Genomic DNA, 19,924 nt, shown 5'->3' with positions numbered 1-19,924 from the left:
CTCAGCCCGCAACCCTTAAATGACAGAAAAATGACTGACTGCTGCATTCCACAGCAAAACACCGCCTTATACCCATTTACGCACAGAGTTATCCACAATCGTAAGCAAATTATCTGTCAGCGTCCCTGAAAAAGGAGAGAACCGGTATGAAAACCTCTATATAGAAAGAAATTCACTCTACGCTATATAAAGAAGAAGGGCTGACAACTTAAGCTCCATAATCCCTACCACCTTTGAATTACGTACCTCATCGGGCAATAATACCCGCACAAACAGTGATTCCAGGACTGCGATGAGACACCCTCTGCAACGAACTACGATACGCAAACGCCCGATGAAACTCGGCACAACCGTGATCCTCATGGTCAGCGCGGTCCTCTTCTCTGTGCTGCTCGTCGTTCATTTGATTTACTTCTCGCAAATCAGCAACACGACACGTGATGCATTAGCAGACAAAGCGCTTGCGGTCGCGCGAACGTTGGCAAACTCTCCTGAAATCCGCGAGGGGCTCAAGAAAAAGCCTGAGGACAGTGGTATCCAGGCAATTGCTCAAGCGGTAAATAAGCGCAACGATTTTTTATTCATCGTTGTCACGGATATGAAAAGCATTCGTTATTCGCACCCTGAAGCACAACGTATCGGCCAACCGTTTAAAGGCGACGACATCCTGTTGGCGTTACAGGGCAAAGAGAACGTTGCCATTAATCGCGGCTTTCTGGCTAAAGCGCTACGCGTTTTCACCCCCATTTATAACGAACATCACCAGCAGATTGGGGTTGTGTCGATTGGTCTCGAGTTAAGCAGGGTCACCGAGCAGATCAATAACAGCCGCGGCAGTATCTTTTGGTCCATCTTATTTGGCGTTCTGGTTGGGTTATTAGGTACCTGGGTATTGGTGAAGGTTCTCAAACGCATTCTGTTTGGTCTGGAGCCTTATGAAATTTCCAATCTGTTCGAACAGCGCCAGGCAATGCTGCACTCTATAAAGGAGGGGGTCATTGCCGTTGATGATAGTGGTGAGGTCACGCTAATAAACCAGGCCGCCCAGGAGCTATTGGATTACCGTAAGTCACAGGATGATGCCCAGCTATCCACACTCAGCCATGCATGGTCTCAGGTAGTTGATCTTTCGCAGGTGCTACGTGATGGAACGCCACGCCGTGATGAGGAGATCATGGTGAAGGATCGGCTGCTTTTAATCAACACCGTTCCAGTACTCAGCAATGGCAAAATCATCGGGGCTATTTCAACCTTCAGAGACAAGACTGAAGTCCGAAAACTGATGCAGCGTCTGGACGGTATGGTCAACTATGCCGATGCACTTCGTGAACGATCCCACGAATTCATGAACAAGTTACACGTGATTCTGGGATTATTGCACCTGAAAAGTTATAAGCAGTTGGAAAATTATATCATTAAGACGGCCAACAATTATCAGGAAGAGATTGGCTCACTGTTAGGCAAAATAAAATCACCGGTGATCGCGGGCTTTTTACTCAGTAAGATTAATCGCACATCTGATTTAGGTCATAGTCTGATCATTAGTAATGAAAGCCAGTTGCCGGAAAACAGTAATGAAGATCAGGTGGCGGTGTTGATCACCGTGCTGGGCAATTTAATTGAAAACGCCCTGGAGGCGCTAGGTCAAGAATCTGGGGGCGAGATCAGCGTATCCTTGCATTATCGACACGGCTGGTTGCATTGCGAAGTGAATGACGATGGTCCGGGGATCGCCCCCGAACGCATTGACCACATCTTTGAGAAGGGCGTCTCGTCAAAAGGAACCGAACGAGGCGTCGGTTTAGCACTTGTGAAACAGCAGGTTGAAAACGTTGGCGGCAATATTTCCGTCGAATCCGAACCTGGGGTCTTCACCCAATTTTTTGTACAGTTACCGTGGAATGGTGAGAGGGCCAGCAGATGATCAATGTCTTAATTGTCGATGACGATGCAATGGTTGCGGAGTTAAACCGCCGTTATGTCGCGCAGCTGTCTGGTTTTCATTGCTGCGGAACGGCCTCTACTCTCGAAAAAGCCAAAGAGATCATCTTTCATGGCGAACATCATATTGACCTGATTCTACTGGATATTTATATGCAGAAAGAAAACGGTCTGGACCTGTTACCCATTCTGCACAGCGAAGGCTGTAAATGTGATGTCATCGTCATCTCCTCCGCCGCCGATGCGACAACAATTAAAGACTCACTCCACTACGGTGTCGTTGATTATCTGATCAAACCGTTTCAGGCCTCACGCTTCGAAGAGGCCTTAACCAACTGGCTGCAGAAGAAAACGGATATGGAGAAGCACCAGTACTATGAACAGTCAGAGCTTGACCAACTGATTCATGGTAGCTCTTCCAGCGAGCAGGAAACGCGGCGCTTACCCAAGGGGCTGACACCACAAACGTTACGTACGCTGTGCCAGTGGATTGATGAGCACCAGGACCAGGAGTTCTCCACGGATGAACTGGCGAACGAGGTCAATATCTCCCGGGTCTCATGCCGTAAATACCTTATCTGGCTCGTCAATTGTCATATCTTATTTACCAGTATCCATTATGGTGTTACTGGCCGGCCGGTTTACCGCTACCGCGTTCAGGCTGAGCATTACTCATTACTTAAACAATACTGCCAATAAAACGCTCCCCCGGGGATTATTCGTTATATAAAAGTAACAATTATTAAAATAATGAAAAATCCCTTTTTATCCCACTAAAACAGATAAATAGTGAATTTGCGTTAGATCAAATATATTTGTATCAAACATGTTAAATTTATTATTTTGTTATTGATAAACATCACACTGTTTTTAATTTCAAAATCGCTAACAAAAGTTAATTAAGTATTAACTAACCCACAGAGTGTGTATTTTTACTCCTAAAGGATTAGTCTGAATTTCATCAGACATAAAAATCTAGACTGGTAGCAATGGAGACCATGCTACGTACTATGGACACCGTACATTTTTGTGAGCAAATAAACGTATCCGTACGCCAGATTCATTACCACATGACATGGCGTGACCGCGATCACATAAAGAACACACTCACCTGGTATATCGGTGTTTCACGTAATAGCGGACAATGTAGAACCGACGGTCAGCCTCCGGAAAACCGGTGTAAGCCAGCCAAACTACAGCGTCAGCCGCAGCGCTTCATAACCAGCCCAACCTCCCATCGCCTGAGGATTCTCTCCTCTGATCAATGCCATAGAAAAAAGTTAAATATTTCCAAAAAGTTATAAATACATTCTAGCCAGATATTTAAACATTAATCGCAAATACGGACATATCGAATACTGACCATTTTTTGATGCTTATTCCGGCAAAAAAGAATGTGCTACAGATCCATTTTTCAAAAATTGACTGGGTTTTTCGCGAGGGTAAATAAAATGTTATTTAGTATACAACTTCTCATAATATTAATATGTTTGTTTTATGGTGCCAGAAAGGGCGGTATCGCGCTGGGTTTGTTAGGCGGTATCGGCCTGGTTATTCTGGTTTTCGTGTTCCATCTCCAGCCGGGTAAACCCCCTGTTGATGTAATGCTGGTTATTATTGCCGTGGTGGCCGCTTCTGCAACCTTGCAAGCCTCCGGCGGTCTTGACGTTATGCTGCAAATTGCTGAAAAGCTGCTGCGTCGTAACCCAAAATACGTTTCTATCGTAGCACCATTTGTTACCTGTACCCTGACTATCCTGTGCGGTACCGGCCACGTGGTGTACACCATTCTGCCGATCATTTATGACGTCGCCATTAAGAACAATATTCGCCCGGAACGCCCAATGGCGGCGAGTTCTATCGGTGCACAGATGGGGATTATCGCCAGTCCGGTTTCCGTCGCCGTTGTCTCTCTGGTTGCGATGCTGGGTAACGTGACATTTGAAGGCAAGCACCTCGAATTCCTCGACCTGCTCGGCATCACCATTCCATCTACCCTGCTGGGTATCCTGGCTATCGGTATTTTCAGCTGGTTCCGTGGTAAAGATCTGGATAAAGACGAAGAGTTTCAGAAGTTTATTTCCGTACCTGAAAACCATCACTATGTGTATGGCGACACGGCAACACTGTTAGACAAAAAACTGCCGAAAAGTAACTGGCTGGCAATGTGGATCTTCCTCGCTGCCATCGCCGTTGTTGCCGTGCTCGGTGCGGTATCTGAACTGCGCCCTTCTTTTGGCGGCAAACCGCTGTCAATGGTACTGGTTATCCAGATGTTCATGCTGCTGACTGGCGCATTGATTATCATCTTAACCAAAACGAATCCCGCATCTATCTCAAAAAATGAAGTCTTCCGTTCAGGTATGATCGCGATTGTTGCGGTGTACGGTATTGCCTGGATGGCGGAAACCATGTTCGGTGCGCATATGTCTGAAATTCAGGGCGTACTGGGCGAGATGGTGAAAGAATATCCGTGGGCCTATGCGGTTATCCTGCTGTTGGTCTCCAAGTTTGTAAACTCTCAGGCTGCAGCGCTGGCCGCTATCGTCCCGGTCGCACTGGCTATCGGGGTTGATCCAGCGTACATCGTTGCTTCTGCTCCGGCATGTTACGGTTACTACATTCTGCCGACCTACCCGAGCGATCTGGCTGCTATTCAGTTTGACCGTTCAGGTACCACCCACATTGGCCGTTTCGTTATCAACCACAGCTTCATTCTGCCTGGTTTGATCGGCGTAAGCGTATCCTGTGTCTTTGGTTGGGTCTTCGCCGCAATGTACGGTTTCCTGTAAGCACACTTCGCGTGCCGTCCGCTATGGTGCGGCACGCCACCGTTAAGACACAGAGAATTTTAAAATTCCTGAGAAAAATGAAAAGGCTGGAAGCAAATGTCAAATGTTGAATTCACTTACCAGGCGGCTTTCCCACTGGGGGAAGACAAAACTGAGTACTACCTGCTGACATCCGATCACGTCAGCGTCGGCGAGTTTGAAGGCGAGTCAATCCTGAAAGTAGCGCCTGAAGCACTTACGCTACTGGCCCAGCAAGCCTTCCACGATGCCTCCTTCATGCTCCGCCCTGAACACCAACAGCAAGTCGCCTCCATACTCCATGATCCTGAAGCCAGCGAAAACGATAAGTACGTTGCGCTGCAATTCCTGAGAAACTCCGAGATTGCCGCCAAAGGCGTATTGCCAACCTGTCAGGATACCGGCACGGCCATTATCATGGGTAAAAAAGGTCAACGTGTCTGGACCGGCGGCGGTGACGAAGCGGCGCTCTCCAGAGGCGTATTTAATACCTATATTGAAGATAACCTGCGCTACTCGCAAAACGCGGCGCTGGATATGTACAAAGAAGTGAATACCGGCACTAACCTGCCTGCGCAAATCGACCTGTACAGCGTGGACGGCGACGAATATAAATTCCTGTGCGTGGCAAAAGGCGGCGGTTCTGCCAACAAAACCTACCTGTATCAGGAAACCAAAGCACTACTGACTCCCGGCAAACTGAAAAACTTCCTGGTTGAGAAAATGCGTACGCTGGGGACTGCAGCTTGCCCGCCGTACCATATCGCATTTGTGATTGGTGGTACGTCAGCAGAAAGCACCCTCAAAACGGTGAAACTGGCCAGCACACACTACTATGATGCGCTGCCGACTGAAGGTAACGCTCACGGTCAGGCATTCCGCGATCTGCAACTGGAACAGGAACTGTTGGAAGAAGCCCAGAAACTCGGCCTTGGCGCCCAGTTTGGCGGGAAATATTTCGCTCACGACATCCGCGTGATTCGACTGCCTCGCCACGGCGCATCCTGCCCGGTAGGCATGGGCGTTTCCTGCTCCGCAGACCGTAATATTAAGGCCAAGATTAACCGCGAAGGTATCTGGATTGAAAAACTGGAACATAACCCAGGCCAGTACATCCCGGAATCTCTGCGCCAGGCCGGCGAAGGCGAAGTGGTTAAAGTTGACCTTAACCGTCCGATGAAAGAGATCCTTGCCCAGCTTTCTCAGTACCCGGTATCCACCCGTCTGTCGCTGAGCGGCACTATCATTGTCGGTCGCGACATCGCCCACGCGAAGCTGAAAGAACGCATCGAGTCCGGCGAAGGTCTGCCGCAGTACGTGAAAGATCATCCGATCTACTACGCAGGCCCGGCGAAAACGCCGGCAGGTTACCCGTCCGGTTCTTTGGGTCCAACCACTGCGGGTCGTATGGACTCCTATGTTGACCTGCTGCAGTCCCATGGCGGCAGCATGATCATGTTGGCGAAAGGTAACCGCAGCCAGCAAGTGACCGACGCCTGCCATAAACACGGCGGCTTCTACTTAGGTAGCATCGGTGGTCCGGCAGCGGTACTGGCGCAGCAGAGCATTAAGCATCTGGAATGCGTGGAATACCCGGAGCTGGGAATGGAAGCTATCTGGAAAATCGAAGTAGAAGATTTCCCGGCTTTCATCCTGGTCGATGACAAAGGCAACGATTTCTTCCAGCAAATCGTCAGTAAACAATGCGCTAACTGCGCGAAGTAACCTATTCGGCCCGGCACTGGACTGACACCAAATTTTGGGGCCAGCCCGGTGATCCCCCCGGGCCAACTTTATCCCCCCATTAACTGGCGTTGAATTTTTGCCGTTCACAGTGAATAGTAATATTTTCCATTACTTGTGAATTCGCCATGCTCCGCACACTGAATCCTGTAATACTGAACACTGGCGCTATAGTGCTGGCGCTGATCCTTATCTACACCGGCTTTTGTGCCACCGAGAAATTGACCTGGCTGATGGAAGTGACGCCGGTCATTATTGTTGTGCCATTGCTGCTCGCCACCATGAAGCGTTACCCGCTGACACCCATGCTCTACACGCTTATCTTCTTTCATGCCATCATTTTGATGGTTGGCGGCATGTATACCTATGCCAAAGTCCCCATTGGTTTTGAAGTGCAGACGTGGTTGGATCTCAGTCGCAACCCCTATGACAAACTGGGTCATTTTTTCCAGGGACTGGTGCCAGCGCTGACGGCAAGAGAGATTTTAGTCCGCGGCAATATTGTCCGCGGCCGCAAGATGTTAGCGTTTTTAGTCTGCTGCGTAGCACTGGCAATCAGCGCCACCTATGAGCTCATTGAATGGTGGGCGGCACTGGCGATGGGGCAAGGCGCGGATGACTTCCTGGGTACGCAGGGCGATCCATGGGATACTCAATCGGATATGTTCTGCGCCCTGCTCGGCGCGCTAACGACAGTGCTTGTACTGGCGCGAGTTCACTGTGCACAGCTGCGTCGCTACGGGATGGTAAGCGCCAACTAAATATACATACTGCCGGATGTCGATAACGTTCATCCGGCAGACGCAAGAGGAACCTTACTGATGCAACCAGGCCGGCAGCCACTCGCCGTGCGCGTCAATGAGATCTTCACGACCCGGTTTGATAAACCACGGCGTGTATTCAGCAAAGTGTTCCGACGACTCGGTGACGAAATACCCAATTTTTTGAACATTTCATAACGCACAATGTTCTGGCAGCGAGTATTGCCGTGGATATTCGGTTTCGGGACCTGGCCCGTTGCATAAGCTGCCAGCAGTTCCGGATAGAGATCGACATAGGTCCCATCAGCCGTTTTACGCTCCAGTTGCAGATAAAACGCCATATGGTTGATCCCGGCGCAACAATAACGCAACGAAGCAGGATCAATATCCAGATCCCGCGCCGATAAAAGTAATTTTGGGTGCAGACATCATGACTCTCCAGAACGTGGGGTGATGACGCAATGGTGTCATGAGGACGCAAGAAAAACGTCCGGCTTCTGCACCGAGCACTCCCAAAAACTCAGTTCGCCTTTTCGTTCGGGCGAAAACTGAGCCAGCAACATCGACAATCGATGACCGGATAAGCGCCGGATGGCGCAAACATATGCCCACTGACAGCACTTCCCATTCGGCAATATCAGTATCAGCCAAAAAAATAATTCCCCTGTCGATAAACAGTGCTGAAAAACTGCCGTCGATGAATATTAATTATTTGTTTATAAAGGAATAAAAACAAAACACGCTCATTTCTCAGCCACTTTACAGCCCAATTCGTCAGGATAATACTTGCCTGCGTCACATTCATACGGTGTGTCTGCAATCCATAAATTGCAACCTCTCCACTACCGGGTAAAAGATGATGAAAGTATTAATTGTTGAAAGTGAGTTTCTGCATCAGGACACCTGGGTTGGTAGCGCTGTCGAGCGTCTGGCTGATGCCTTAAGTCGCCAAAATGTTACCGTCATTAAGTCCACTTCATTCGACGATGGTTATTCCATCCTCGCGGCAAATGAAGCCATTGATTGCCTGATGTTCAGCTATCAAATGGAACAACAAGATGAACACCTGAATGTCAGGCAATTGATCGGCAAGCTCCACGAACGCCAGCAAAACGTCCCCGTTTTCCTGCTGGGCGATCGGGAAAAAGCCACCGCATCGCTGGATCGCGATCTGCTGGAGCTTGTCGATGAATTCGCCTGGATTCTTGAAGATACCGCTGACTTTATCGCCGGGCGCGCCGTTGCTGCGATGACCCGTTACCACCAACAGCTGTTACCACCGCTGTTCAGCGCGCTGATGAAATACAGTGACATTCACGAATATTCCTGGGCCGCCCCTGGTCACCAGGGCGGCGTGGGATTTACTAAAACACCGGCCGGTCGTTTCTACCATGACTACTACGGTGAAAACCTATTCCGTAGCGACATGGGTATTGAACGCGCCTCACTGGGTTCACTGCTTGACCATACTGGCGCGTTTGGTGAAAGCGAAAAATATGCCGCACGTGTCTTCGGCGCTGACCGTTCATGGTCCGTGGTGGTCGGTACTTCTGGCTCTAACCGCACCATCATGCAGGCATGCATGACTGACAACGATGTGGTAGTGCTGGATCGTAACTGCCATAAATCCATTGAACAAGGGCTCATTCTTACCGGGGCAAAACCGGTGTACATGGTACCAAGCCGCAACCGCTACGGTATTATCGGGCCTATCTACCCGCAGGAAATGCAGCCCGAAACATTGCAGAGAAAAATCAGCGAAAGCCCGCTGACAAAAGACAAAACCGGACAGAAACCGTCATATAGCGTTGTAACCAACTGTACCTATGACGGCGTCTGCTACAACGCAAAAGAGGCGCAAGACCTGCTAGCCCAGACCAGCGATCGCATTCATTTCGATGAAGCCTGGTACGGCTATGCGCGTTTCAACCCGATTTATGCCGATCACTACGCTATGCGTGGTGCACCTGGTGACCATAGCGGCCCAACCGTTTTTGCCACCCACTCGACCCATAAGTTGCTGAATGCGCTCTCTCAGGCATCTTACATTCACGTCCGAGAAGGCCGTGGCGCGGTGAATTTCTCCCGCTTTAACCAGGCGTACATGATGCACGCCACCACGTCTCCGCTGTATGCCATCTGTGCATCAAACGACGTGGCAGTTTCCATGATGGACGGTAACAGTGGCCTGTCGCTCACCCAGGAGGTGATCGATGAAGCCGTCGATTTCCGTCAGGCGATGGCACGGCTGTACAAAGAATTCACGGCTGAGGGCGACTGGTTCTTCAAACCGTGGAACAAAGAGGTGGTTACCGATCCGCAGACCGGAAAAACCTATGACTTTGCCGATGCGCCAACCCAACTCCTGACGACCGACCAGAACTGCTGGGTAATGCGTCCCGGTGAATCCTGGCATGGCTTTAAAGACCTGCCAGATAACTGGAGCATGCTGGACCCTATTAAAGTCAGTATTCTGGCGCCTGGTATGGGTGATGATGGTGAACTGGAACAGACCGGTGTTCCGGCTGCGCTGGTTACCGCCTGGCTTGGCCGCCACGGCATCGTACCGACCCGTACCACCGATTTCCAGATTATGTTCTTGTTCTCAATGGGGATCACCCGTGGTAAATGGGGCACGCTGATAAACACACTGTGCTCTTTCAAACACCACTACGATGCCAATACCCCGCTCTCACAGGTGATGCCTGAACTGGTAGAGGAATATCCTGACTCTTACGCAAACATGGGTATTCACGATCTGGGCGACACCATGTTCGCCTGGCTGAAAGAAAATAACCCAGGTAGCCGACTCAATGCAGCCTACTCCGGCCTGCCTGTTGCTGAAATGACCCCGCGTGAAGCTTATAACGCAATAGTCAGCGATAACGTTGAGATGGTGGCTATTGAAAATCTGCCGGGCCGTATCGCAGCCAACTCCGTCATTCCTTACCCACCGGGAATTCCAATGCTGCTGTCCGGGGAAAACTTTGGCGATGCCAACAGCCCGCAGATTAGTTATCTACGTTCGTTGCAATCCTGGGATCATCATTTCCCTGGCTTTGAACATGAAACCGAAGGAACGGAAATTATTGACGGTGTGTATCACGTCATGTGCGTGAAAGCCTAATGTCGCTTTTTAGATAGTCTATTTTTTATAAGGTTGACGTGTGATGGTTGAGTAATTCCTGAGTATTGCTGCAAAACAATAACATTGTCATACCTTTTGCGCGGGACCACCCCGCGCTTTTTTTATACGCAAATAGTACGTTGCCACTTGCGTAAAAAATTATGTACATGCCAAGAATCCCTACAGATATTGTAATTACTAAAAATCACGCTATTTTATCGCTTGTTTTGATTCATCATACAATTTTTTAACCGCGATTACTCAGCAGGTGCTGAGTTACGGTATTTGATGTTCATATTCCGGGAGTTTGGGTATGAGGCTTTGCAGCAAAGAAGCTTGTGTTGTTGTATTAACGGAGAAAGATGTTTGGTTAAGGATTAACGGTAAAGAAGCCATCAGTTTAAAAGCTAACCACATGGCTCTGGTGGCGTGTGATAATAATATTATCGACTTCTCTTCACTTAATAACGCACTGGTCGTACATATCAGTCGCGATGTCATTAAAGACTATCTACGATTTTTAAATAAAGATCTTTCACAGTTCCCTCTCTGGCAACGTAGCGCCAATCCGGTGATGACCGCCGTCTGCCTGACGCCGGATGTCTTTCGGGTTGCCGCTCAACACAGCGTGATGGAAACGCAAAACGAAGGCGAAAATGAGCGTACCCGTTCGCTACTGTTCACCGTATTATCGCGTTTTCTCGACAGCAAAAAGTTTATCTCCCTACTTATGCATATGTTACGCAATCGCATCAGCGACAGCGTTTACCACATCATTGAGAGCGATATCCATAAAGACTGGAATTTAAGCATGGTCGCCAGTTGCTTATGTCTGAGTCCCAGTTTGTTAAAGAAAAAGCTCAAAAATGAAAATACAAGTTACAGTCAAATAATAACCACGTGTCGTATGCGTTATGCCGTTAATCAATTAATGATGGACGGGAAAAACATTTCACAGGTATCTCAGCTGTGCGGATATAACAGTACTTCATACTTTATCTCCGTATTCAAAGAGTTCTATGGAATGACGCCGCTGCATTATGTCAGTCAACATCGGGAACTCTCCGCTGCCTGATTTTTGATCATTTAGCGATGAGCCATAATAATATCAGCATTGGCGATACCCCGGTTCCACCATCATAAAATAGTCTTCTGAAGAGGTATGATGTGACGTCATTTATCCTTATCAGGAGTTAAAAAATATGTCGACGGATGCTGATACTCACAAAGTGGGCTTAATCCCCGTCACCCTTATGGTGTCGGGGAATATTATGGGTTCCGGTGTATTCCTGCTACCCGCAAACCTGGCGTCAACTGGCGGGATTGCAATCTACGGATGGTTGGTCACTATTATCGGTGCTCTGGCACTGTCGATGGTGTACGCCAAAATGTCGTCCTTAGACTCCAGTCCCGGTGGTTCTTACGCTTATGCGCGCCGCTGCTTCGGTCCCTTTTTAGGCTACCAGACCAACGTGCTGTACTGGTTGGCCTGCTGGATTGGTAACATCGCCATGGTCGTTATTGGCGTGGGTTACCTGAGCTACTTCTTCCCTATCTTAAAAGATCCGTTGGTTCTGACGCTCACCTGTGTCGTGGTACTGTGGGTCTTCGTCTTGCTGAATATTGTCGGTCCAAAAATGATCACTCGCGTGCAGGCCATTGCGACAGTACTGGCGCTGGTGCCCATTGTTGGTATTGCCGTCTTCGGCTGGTTCTGGTTCCGCGGTGAAACCTATATGGCGGCCTGGAACGTCAGCGGCATGAATACCTTCGGCGCCATCCAAAGCACCTTAAACGTAACCTTATGGTCGTTCATTGGGGTTGAAAGCGCCTCCGTCGCCGCCGGTGTGGTTAAAAATCCGAAACGTAACGTCCCTATCGCCACCATTGGCGGGGTATTGATTGCCGCCGTCTGCTACGTTCTCTCTACCACGGCGATTATGGGTATGATCCCTAACGCTGCACTGCGGGTGTCAGCCTCACCGTTTGGTGATGCTGCACGAATGGCACTGGGCGACACCGCCGGGGCAATTGTCTCCTTCTGTGCCGCTGCCGGGTGCCTCGGTTCTCTGGGCGGTTGGACGCTACTTGCCGGACAAACTGCCAAAGCGGCAGCCGATGACGGCCTGTTCCCACCGATTTTCGCCCGCGTCAACAAAGCGGGAACACCGGTTGCCGGGCTAATCATCGTCGGGATCCTGATGACCCTCTTCCAGTTCAGCAGTATGTCGCCAAACGCCGCAAAAGAATTTGGTCTGGTCTCTTCGGTCTCCGTTATCTTCACCCTGGTGCCATATCTGTACACCTGCGCGGCATTGCTGCTGCTGGGTCACGGTCACTTTGGTAAAGCGCGTCCGATGTACTTACTGGTGACCTTCGTGGCATTTGTCTACTGCATCTGGGCAGTGGTGGGTTCTGGCGCCAAAGAAGTGATGTGGTCGTTCGTGATGTTGATGGTAATCACCGCACTATATGCGCTCAACTACAACCGGATCCATAAAAACCCGTATCCTCTGGATGCCCCGACCAACAATAATTAATGCCTGTAAGCGTCGTTGCCCGATGACATAAGCGCATCGGGCCTACGCATCCCCCCACCAGTACCTGCTAACATTAAGAACTTAATGTTGGCTTAATTTTACTTTGAGAGGATCCGCTCCACTTAGTCGATGGAACCCCCTTAATGTTAAAGCTCCTGTTTAAAAGACCGACTCTCGGGCAAATCAGCTGGCTATTGCTGATCTCATTTTATCTTGCGACCTTCCTGAACATCGCGTTCTACAAACAGGTACTGCAAGACCTTCCGCTGGATTCCCTGCGCAACATCCTGGTGTTCTTATCGATGCCGGTTGTCGCATTCAGCATCATGAATATCGTGCTCACGCTGGCCTCTTTCCTGTGGCTTAACCGCCTGGTCGCGTGCATTTTCATTTTGGTCGGGGCGTCCGCCCAGTATTTCATTATGACCTACGGCATCATCATTGACCGCTCGATGATCGCCAACATGATGGATACCACACCGGCTGAAACCTTCGCCCTCATGACGCCGCAAATGCTCCTGACGCTGGGACTGAGCGGCATTCTGGCCGCCATCGTTGCCTGCTGGGTAAGAATCAAACCTATTACGCCTGCGCTGCGCAGCGTGTTGTACCGCGCTGCGAATATCCTGATATCGGCACTGCTTATCGTGCTGGTCGCCGCCTTCTTCTATAAAGATTACGCATCGCTGTTTCGTAATAACAAAGAGCTGGTTAAGTCCCTCAGCCCGTCCAACAGCATCGTGGCAACGTCATCCTGGTATTCACACCAGAGGCTGGCCAACCTGCCGCTGGTGCGTATTGGCGAAGATGCGCACCGTAATCCAGAAATGGTGAAAGGAAAACGTAAGAACCTCACTATTGTGGTGCTCGGTGAAACATCACGCGGCGACAACTTCTCTCTGTCAGGTTATTCACGTCAGACCAATCCGTTGCTGGAAAAAGATGATGTCGTTTATTTCCCGCGTACAACGTCCTGCGGTACGGCGACAGCCGTTTCCGTTCCCTGCATGTTCTCCGACATGCCACGAGCGCACTACGACGAAGAGCTGGCTCACCACCAGGAAGGCGTACTCGATATCATCCAGCGGGCGGGAATTAACGTTCTGTGGAATGATAACGACGGCGGCTGTAAAGGTGCCTGTGACCGCGTACCGCATCAGGATATGACTGCGCTGAACTTACCAGGACAGTGTATTAACGGTGAATGCTACGATGAAGTCCTGTTCCACGGGCTGGAAGAGTACATTAATAACCTGAAGGGCGACGGCGTGATCGTGCTGCACACCATCGGCAGCCATGGCCCAACCTATTACAACCGTTATCCGCCACAGTTTAAGAAATTTACCCCAACCTGCGATACCAACGAAATTCAAACCTGTTCGCAGCAGCAACTGGTGAATACCTACGACAATACCATCCTGTACATTGACTATATTGTTGATAAAGCGATCAATATACTGAAAGAGCATCAGAACAATTTCACCACCAGCCTGGTTTATCTTTCCGATCACGGTGAATCCTTAGGAGAAAACGGCGTCTACTTGCACGGTCTACCGTATTCGATTGCGCCAGACACACAAAAACATGTACCGATGCTGTTGTGGCTCTCCGAAGATTATCAGCAACGCTACCAGATTTCTCAAACATGTTTGCAGAAACGGGCCAGCTCAGAAGATTTCTCACAGGATAATCTGTTCTCAACCCTGCTGGGATTAACGGGCGTACAAACCAAGTATTACCAGTCAGCAGATGATATTCTGCACCCATGCAAGGGAGGCTAACCGAATGAAAATTCTGATTGTTGAAGACGATACACTGTTACTACAGGGGCTGATACTTGCCGCACAAACGGAGGGCTACGCCTGCGATGGCGTGTCAACGGCCCGTGCCGCCGAGCATTGCCTGGAAACGGGGCATTACAGTCTTGTCGTTCTGGATTTAGGTTTACCGGATGAGGATGGCCTGCATTTTCTGACCCGCATCAGGCAGAAAAAATACACCGTACCGGTACTCATCCTGACCGCCCGCGACACCGTGAAAGACCGCATCACCGGGCTGGATGTCGGCGCTGATGACTATCTGGTCAAACCGTTCGCGCTGGAAGAACTGCATGCCCGCATTCGGGCGCTGTTACGTCGGCATAACAATCAGGGTGAAAGTGAGATTATCATTGGCAACCTGACATTGAATATCGGCCGCCGCCAGGTGTGGATGGATGGACAAGAAATTGTCTTAACGCCAAAAGAGTACGCGCTATTGTCGCGGCTGATGCTCAAAGCGGGGAGCCCGGTACACCGGGAGATTCTGTATAACGACATCTACAGCTGGGATAACGAGCCGTCGACCAATACGCTGGAAGTCCACATCCATAATCTGCGCGATAAAGTGGGAAAATCACGCATTCGCACGGTTCGAGGTTTTGGCTACATGCTGACCGCTACTGAGGAAAGCTAAGTGAATTTGATGCGTTTTCTAAAGCAACCGCTCCCGCTTCGCCAGCGTTTAATGCTGACGATCGGCCTGATTCTGCTGGTCTTCCAGCTGATTAGCACCTTCTGGTTGTGGCATGAAAGCACCGAGCAAATACAGCTGTTCGAACAGGCGTTACGCGAAAACCGTAACAACGATCGCCATATCATGCACGAGATCCGTGAGGCTATCGCCAGCCTGATCGTCCCCGGCATTTTTATGGTCAGCCTGGCGCTGCTGATTTGCTACCAGGCAGTGCGACGAATTACCCGTCCTCTTGCCGATCTCCAACAGGAGTTAGAAACTCGCACAGCGGATAATCTGGCTCCCATTAATATCCGTAGCTCCACCATTGAGATACAGGCGGTAGTGACGGCGCTCAATCAGTTGGTTACGCGGCTAACAACCACTATCGACAACGAGCGGCTGTTTACTGCTGACGTTGCCCATGAGCTACGAACGCCACTATCCGGCGTTCGTCTGCATCTGGAATTGCTGTCAAAAACCCACAATGTTGACGTTACGCCGCTCATCACCCGTCTCGACCAAATGATGGACAGCGTGTCGCAGCTGTTGCAACTCGCCCGTGTGGGTCAGTCGTTTTCGGCCGGAAATTACCAGCATGTCAAACTGCTGGAGGACGTCATACTGCCCTCCTACGATGAGCTCAGCGCCATGCTGGATCAGCGGCAACAAACGTTGCTCCTGCCGGCAAGCACAGAGGATGTCATCGTACGCGGCGACGCCACTCTATTGCGGATGCTGTTGCGAAATCTGGTAGAAAACGCCCACCGTTACAGCCCGGAAGGTACCAACATTACGATTAACCTTAACGTGGAACAAAATGCAATTCTGGCCGTTGAGGATGAAGGGCCAGGCATTGATGAAAGTAAATGTGGGGAACTGAGCAAAGCATTTGTGCGTATGGATAGCCGTTTTGGCGGGATTGGGCTGGGGCTGAGCATTGTCAGTCGAATTACCCAGTTACATCACGGGCAGTTCTTTTTGCAAAACCGCCCAGGAGCCAGTGGCACTCGCGCCTGGGTGGTGCTGGAGAAAGATCAGTAAGAGCTCACCCACACATACAAAAAGCTGCTCACAATCAGTACGCTGCAAACGGTGGTCAAACTTTCATAAATACGGGTTTTCATGACACTCTCCTCCGATACTATGGAGGAGAGTTTGCCTGAAGGATATTAAGCCAACCTTAAGGCCACGCGCCGGATGGCTGCTGACGCCTTATCCGGCCTACAAAGCACAATGCTACCCGTAGGCCTAAAAGCTCGCGCCATCAGGCAATGACACGATTACTCATCAATACGCGGATGCTGCTGCACCAGGCGCGTACGCTTAACCTGTAGCTCGGCAATTTCCTGATCGATGTCTTCGATTTTCTGCTCAATATTGTCGTAGTGCTCACCAAGGATCTCTTTCGCTTCCTGAATATCCGAAGCCGCAGGTGTCGCCCCTTTCAGCGGCTGATTGGCGGTTTCTTTCATGGTCACGCCGGTAATTAAACCCACTACCGCAATCACCATCAGATAGTAAGCAGGCATCATCAGGTTCTGCGAGCTTTCCACCAGCCATGCGGCCAGCGTCGGCGTCAGGCCTGCAACCAGTACCGAGATGTTAAACGCGGCGGCCAGCGCACTGTAGCGAATATGTGTCGGGAACATCGCGGGTAACGTTGACGCCATCACCCCGGTGAAGCAGTTAAGGATCACCGCCAGCATCAGCAACCCGGCGAAAATCAGGCCGATGACGTTACTGTTAATCAGGATAAATGCCGGAATGGCCAGCACAAACAGCGCAATGCTGCCCATAATCACAAACGGACGGCGTCCGAAGCGGTCACTCAGCAGCCCCATAATCGGCTGCACAAACAGCATACCAATCATAATGGCGATAATAATCAGCACACCGTGATCTTCAGAGTAGTGCAGGTTATGCGACAGGTAGCTCGGCATATAGGTGAGCAGCATGTAGTAGGTGACGTTGGTCGCAATCACCAGACCGATGCACGCCAGCAGGCTACGCCAGTGTTTAGTCGCAATTTCTTTAAACGAAATCTTCGGTCCTTCCTGCAGCCCCTGACGATCGCCCTGCTCCAGTTTATCTACGTGCTGCTGGAACGCCGGCGTCTCTTCCAGCGCATGACGCAGGTACAGGCCAATCAGCCCTAACGGTAGCGCCAGGAAGAACGGAATACGCCAGCCCCACTCAAGGAAGTTATCTTCGCCGACGACAGTTGAGATCAGAACCACCACGCCCGCACCCAGCACAAACCCGGCAATCGAACCGAAGTCCAGCCAACTGCCCATAAATCCGCGCTTACGGTCCGGGGAATACTCTGCGACAAAAATCGACGCGCCGGTATACTCCCCGCCGACCGAAAAGCCCTGTGCCATCTTACACAGCAACAGCAGGATCGGTGCCCAGATACCAATAGACGCATACGAAGGGATCAACCCAATACAGAAGGTACTGATCGACATAATCACAATCGTGATAGCCAGGATCTTTTGGCGACCGTATTTATCGCCGAGCATACCGAAGAACAACCCGCCAAGCGGTCGAATCAGAAAGGGAACGGAGAAGGTAGCGAGCGCAGCAACCATCTGCACGCTGGGGTCAGCCCCCGGGAAGAACACTTTACCTAATGCGTAAGCAACAAACCCATAAACACCAAAATCAAACCACTCCATTGCATTACCAAGTGACGCGGCGGTAATGGCTTTTCGCAGTTTTCCGTCATCAATAATGGTGACGTCGCGAAGCGTAATTGGCTTTATTTTTTTCCTTTTTAGCATACCAGTCCTCATAGACTTAGCCCTGTCGCGCTACAGATCGAGTTTCCCAACGCCATATGCGCTAAGGTCATCGCCGAGCGGGGATTGCACAGACGCAATCCCTGTAACAAGCGTAGCAGGTTTACTTACACTGACTGAAAATGAGCAGTACAACCGAACCTGTTGACGCCTGATTGGGCGGTTAATGACCTCTTTACCCTAACAGTGTTTAAATGTGTGATCAACTTCACACATAGTTTTTCATTTCGTCAACCTGCGTAAATCAGGTCGCTTTTAGTCAGCTTTTTTACATGTAATGCTTGCGATTTACTGACAATTAAATACAAGAATAAATCGCCTGGCACCATCAACAATCACAGCAGTCACTATTATTCTGCTAGCAAAAAAATCACCTAATCCTTTCACAAAAAGATCACAGGTCTTTTAATAATCGGAACCTGTAATGATCTTTGCTCAGAATATGTGATGAAGATAACTAAAACATCGTTTTATTTTGATTGAATCAACGTTCCTGTGAATGCAAACTAATTCCAGACGCAATATCCCTGGGAGCAGCAACACGCTCAACGTATGCCGCGTTAGATTTTATAAAACAAAGAGATAGCCGTTTTCTCTGTTAAAACTCAAAAGTAACCTTTTGAATTTAAATAATTTTTACTTTCTTGCGCGTTTATAACCTGCGACAAGACATGAGGACGTTTATGAAAATTAAAGCCACGATTGAACGCATCCCCGGCGGAATGATGTTGATTCCTCTGTTATTAGGCGCAGTGTTAAATACGTTAGCTCCCGATACGGGCGCGTATTTCGGTTCATTTACCAAAGGTATGATCAGCGGAACAGTTCCGATTCTGGCGGTATGGTTTTTTTGTATCGGTGCATCAATTGATTTGCGAGCAACCGGTACGGTATTACGCAAATCCGGCACGCTGGTATTAACCAAAATAGCCGTGGCATGGGTAGTGGCAATGATTGCCGCTTCATTTATTCCTGATACAGGCATTCAAACCGGGTTCTTTGCTGGTCTTTCCGTACTGGCAATTGTCTCAGCAATGGACATGACCAACGGGGGTTTGTACGCCAGCCTGATGAACCAGTACGGTACGAAAGAAGAGTCTGGCGCATTTGTGTTGATGTCTCTGGAATCCGGTCCGTTAATGACCATGGTCATTCTGGGCTCTGCCGGTCTGGCCTCTTTCGAGCCACACCATTTTGTCGGTGCGGTATTACCGTTCCTGATTGGTTTTGCGTTGGGTAACCTGGATCACGACCTGCGTGCCTTCTTTAGCAAAGCGACACCGGTGCTGATTCCGTTCTTCGGTTTCGCGCTGGGCAACACGATTAACCTGAGTGTCATCGTTGATACCGGTCTGCTGGGCATTCTGCTGGGTGTCGCGGTTATCATCATCACCGGTATCCCGCTGATTATTGCTGACCGCGTCATTGGTGGCGGAAACGGTACGGCGGGCGTAGCCGCCTCTTCTGCCGCAGGCGCTGCGGTGGCAAACCCGGTGATTATCGCCCAGATTAACCCGGCATTTGAACCGGTTGCTGCTTCGGCAACTGCTCTGGTCGCTGCCAGCGTGATTGTCACCGCCATTCTGGTGCCGATTATCACCGCGTTGTATGCCAAACGTTTTAATAAAAATCAGGTCGCCAACGAGACGACGGCGACCCAGGCAGACTCACTGCACCACTAAGCCTGCCTTTGCCTCACTCACCG

The 19,924-nt window shown here is 50.0% G+C and carries 14 protein-coding genes and 1 pseudogene; 12 read left to right on the top strand and 3 right to left on the bottom strand.

The genetic code is table 11. The annotated features are described in order from the left end of the window. Positions 1 to 292 precede the first annotated feature (292 nt). The 5 genes from OGX91_RS18345 (at position 293) to OGX91_RS18325 (ending at position 7,255) form a co-directional block, all read left to right on the top strand. Complete coding sequence (locus tag OGX91_RS18345; RefSeq protein ID WP_040234011.1) at positions 293 to 1,924, top strand: sensor histidine kinase; 1,632 nt, start codon at positions 293 to 295, stop codon at positions 1,922 to 1,924. After that, positions 1,921 to 2,640, top strand: a complete 720-nt coding sequence (gene dcuR / locus OGX91_RS18340) for a two-component system response regulator DcuR (protein WP_005132485.1) — start codon at positions 1,921 to 1,923, stop codon at positions 2,638 to 2,640. Before OGX91_RS18345 ends, dcuR begins: the two co-directional genes overlap by 4 nt. A gap of 752 nt (positions 2,641 to 3,392) precedes the next feature. After that, positions 3,393 to 4,733 (top strand): anaerobic C4-dicarboxylate transporter DcuB, encoded by a 1,341-nt coding sequence (gene dcuB, locus OGX91_RS18335; protein ID WP_040234012.1) that lies wholly within the window; start codon positions 3,393 to 3,395, stop codon positions 4,731 to 4,733. A gap of 96 nt (positions 4,734 to 4,829) precedes the next feature. Further along, positions 4,830 to 6,476: a class I fumarate hydratase FumA gene (gene fumA, locus OGX91_RS18330; RefSeq protein WP_005132487.1), complete on the top strand. Its 1,647-nt coding sequence runs from the start codon at positions 4,830 to 4,832 to the stop codon at positions 6,474 to 6,476. Between the two features lie 146 nt (positions 6,477 to 6,622). Further along, a complete protein-coding gene (locus OGX91_RS18325; protein ID WP_149692402.1) occupies positions 6,623 to 7,255 on the top strand; it encodes a DUF2238 domain-containing protein in 633 nt (210 codons plus the stop codon). 87 nt (positions 7,256 to 7,342) lie between these two features. On the opposite strand, the pseudogene OGX91_RS18320 reads toward OGX91_RS18325, so the two are convergent. After that, positions 7,343 to 7,656, bottom strand: a pseudogene (locus OGX91_RS18320) (family 4 glycosyl hydrolase); the annotation flags it as partial. Positions 7,657 to 8,114: 458 nt separating this feature from the next. Between OGX91_RS18320 and adiA the strand changes: the two are divergent. From adiA to pmrB, 6 genes are all read left to right on the top strand, one after another. Then, on the top strand, positions 8,115 to 10,382 hold the full coding sequence (gene adiA / locus OGX91_RS18315) for an arginine decarboxylase (RefSeq protein WP_155021957.1): 2,268 nt from the start codon (positions 8,115 to 8,117) through the stop codon (positions 10,380 to 10,382). Positions 10,383 to 10,695: 313 nt separating this feature from the next. Further along, entirely contained in the window at positions 10,696 to 11,457 is a 762-nt protein-coding gene (locus tag OGX91_RS18310) for an AraC family transcriptional regulator (RefSeq protein WP_149692403.1), read from the top strand. A 127-nt stretch (positions 11,458 to 11,584) separates the two neighbouring features. Continuing rightward, the gene (adiC, locus tag OGX91_RS18305) at positions 11,585 to 12,922 is read left to right on the top strand and encodes an arginine/agmatine antiporter (protein WP_155021952.1); all 1,338 of its coding nucleotides are present in this window, start codon (positions 11,585 to 11,587) and stop codon (positions 12,920 to 12,922) included. A 143-nt stretch (positions 12,923 to 13,065) separates the two neighbouring features. Continuing rightward, positions 13,066 to 14,703, top strand: coding sequence for a phosphoethanolamine transferase EptA (gene eptA / locus OGX91_RS18300; protein WP_286627125.1), 1,638 nt, complete (start codon positions 13,066 to 13,068; stop codon positions 14,701 to 14,703). A 4-nt stretch (positions 14,704 to 14,707) separates the two neighbouring features. Further along, positions 14,708 to 15,376 carry a two-component system response regulator PmrA gene (pmrA, locus tag OGX91_RS18295; protein WP_005132497.1) on the top strand — a complete coding sequence of 223 codons (669 nt, stop codon included), beginning with the start codon at positions 14,708 to 14,710 and terminating at the stop codon, positions 15,374 to 15,376. Then, positions 15,377 to 16,459 (top strand): two-component system sensor histidine kinase PmrB, encoded by a 1,083-nt coding sequence (gene pmrB, locus OGX91_RS18290; RefSeq protein ID WP_040234021.1) that lies wholly within the window; start codon positions 15,377 to 15,379, stop codon positions 16,457 to 16,459. Here the strand turns inward: pmrB and pmrR are convergent. Then, positions 16,453 to 16,542, bottom strand: a complete 90-nt coding sequence (gene pmrR, locus OGX91_RS18285; protein WP_003826741.1) for an LpxT activity modulator PmrR — start codon at positions 16,540 to 16,542, stop codon at positions 16,453 to 16,455. The genes pmrB and pmrR overlap by 7 nt on opposite strands. Before the next feature lie 156 nt (positions 16,543 to 16,698). Continuing rightward, positions 16,699 to 18,201, bottom strand: a complete 1,503-nt coding sequence (gene proP, locus OGX91_RS18280) for a glycine betaine/L-proline transporter ProP (RefSeq protein WP_040234023.1) — start codon at positions 18,199 to 18,201, stop codon at positions 16,699 to 16,701. 701 nt (positions 18,202 to 18,902) lie between these two features. On the opposite strand from proP, the gene kdgT reads away from it, so the two are divergent. Further along, on the top strand, positions 18,903 to 19,901 hold the full coding sequence (gene kdgT / locus OGX91_RS18275) for a 2-keto-3-deoxygluconate transporter (protein WP_005132500.1): 999 nt from the start codon (positions 18,903 to 18,905) through the stop codon (positions 19,899 to 19,901). The last annotated feature ends 23 nt before the right edge of the window (positions 19,902 to 19,924 follow it).

It is taken from the genome of Citrobacter sp. Cpa228, assembly GCF_030333085.1.
GTDB classification, from domain to species: domain Bacteria; phylum Pseudomonadota; class Gammaproteobacteria; order Enterobacterales; family Enterobacteriaceae; genus Citrobacter; species Citrobacter pasteurii.
Note: the sequence above shows the minus strand (reverse complement) of the source record. Positions and strands in the feature narration are given on the sequence as shown.

Excerpts from the sequence above, each read along its gene's own strand:
- OGX91_RS18310 (WP_149692403.1), top strand. The coding sequence starts at position 10,696 with ATGAGGCTTTGCAGCAAAGAAGCTTGTGTTGTTGTATTAACGGAGAAA.
- pmrR (WP_003826741.1), bottom strand. The coding sequence starts at position 16,542 with ATGAAAACCCGTATTTATGAAAGTTTGACCACCGTTTGCAGCGTACTG.
- OGX91_RS18325 (WP_149692402.1), top strand. The coding sequence starts at position 6,623 with ATGCTCCGCACACTGAATCCTGTAATACTGAACACTGGCGCTATAGTG.
- eptA (WP_286627125.1), top strand. The coding sequence starts at position 13,066 with ATGTTAAAGCTCCTGTTTAAAAGACCGACTCTCGGGCAAATCAGCTGG.
- adiC (WP_155021952.1), top strand. The coding sequence starts at position 11,585 with ATGTCGACGGATGCTGATACTCACAAAGTGGGCTTAATCCCCGTCACC.
- kdgT (WP_005132500.1), top strand. The coding sequence starts at position 18,903 with ATGAAAATTAAAGCCACGATTGAACGCATCCCCGGCGGAATGATGTTG.
- adiA (WP_155021957.1), top strand. The coding sequence starts at position 8,115 with ATGAAAGTATTAATTGTTGAAAGTGAGTTTCTGCATCAGGACACCTGG.
- dcuR (WP_005132485.1), top strand. The coding sequence starts at position 1,921 with ATGATCAATGTCTTAATTGTCGATGACGATGCAATGGTTGCGGAGTTA.
- pmrA (WP_005132497.1), top strand. The coding sequence starts at position 14,708 with ATGAAAATTCTGATTGTTGAAGACGATACACTGTTACTACAGGGGCTG.
- proP (WP_040234023.1), bottom strand. The coding sequence starts at position 18,201 with ATGCTAAAAAGGAAAAAAATAAAGCCAATTACGCTTCGCGACGTCACC.
- OGX91_RS18345 (WP_040234011.1), top strand. The coding sequence starts at position 293 with ATGAGACACCCTCTGCAACGAACTACGATACGCAAACGCCCGATGAAA.
- dcuB (WP_040234012.1), top strand. The coding sequence starts at position 3,393 with ATGTTATTTAGTATACAACTTCTCATAATATTAATATGTTTGTTTTAT.
- fumA (WP_005132487.1), top strand. The coding sequence starts at position 4,830 with ATGTCAAATGTTGAATTCACTTACCAGGCGGCTTTCCCACTGGGGGAA.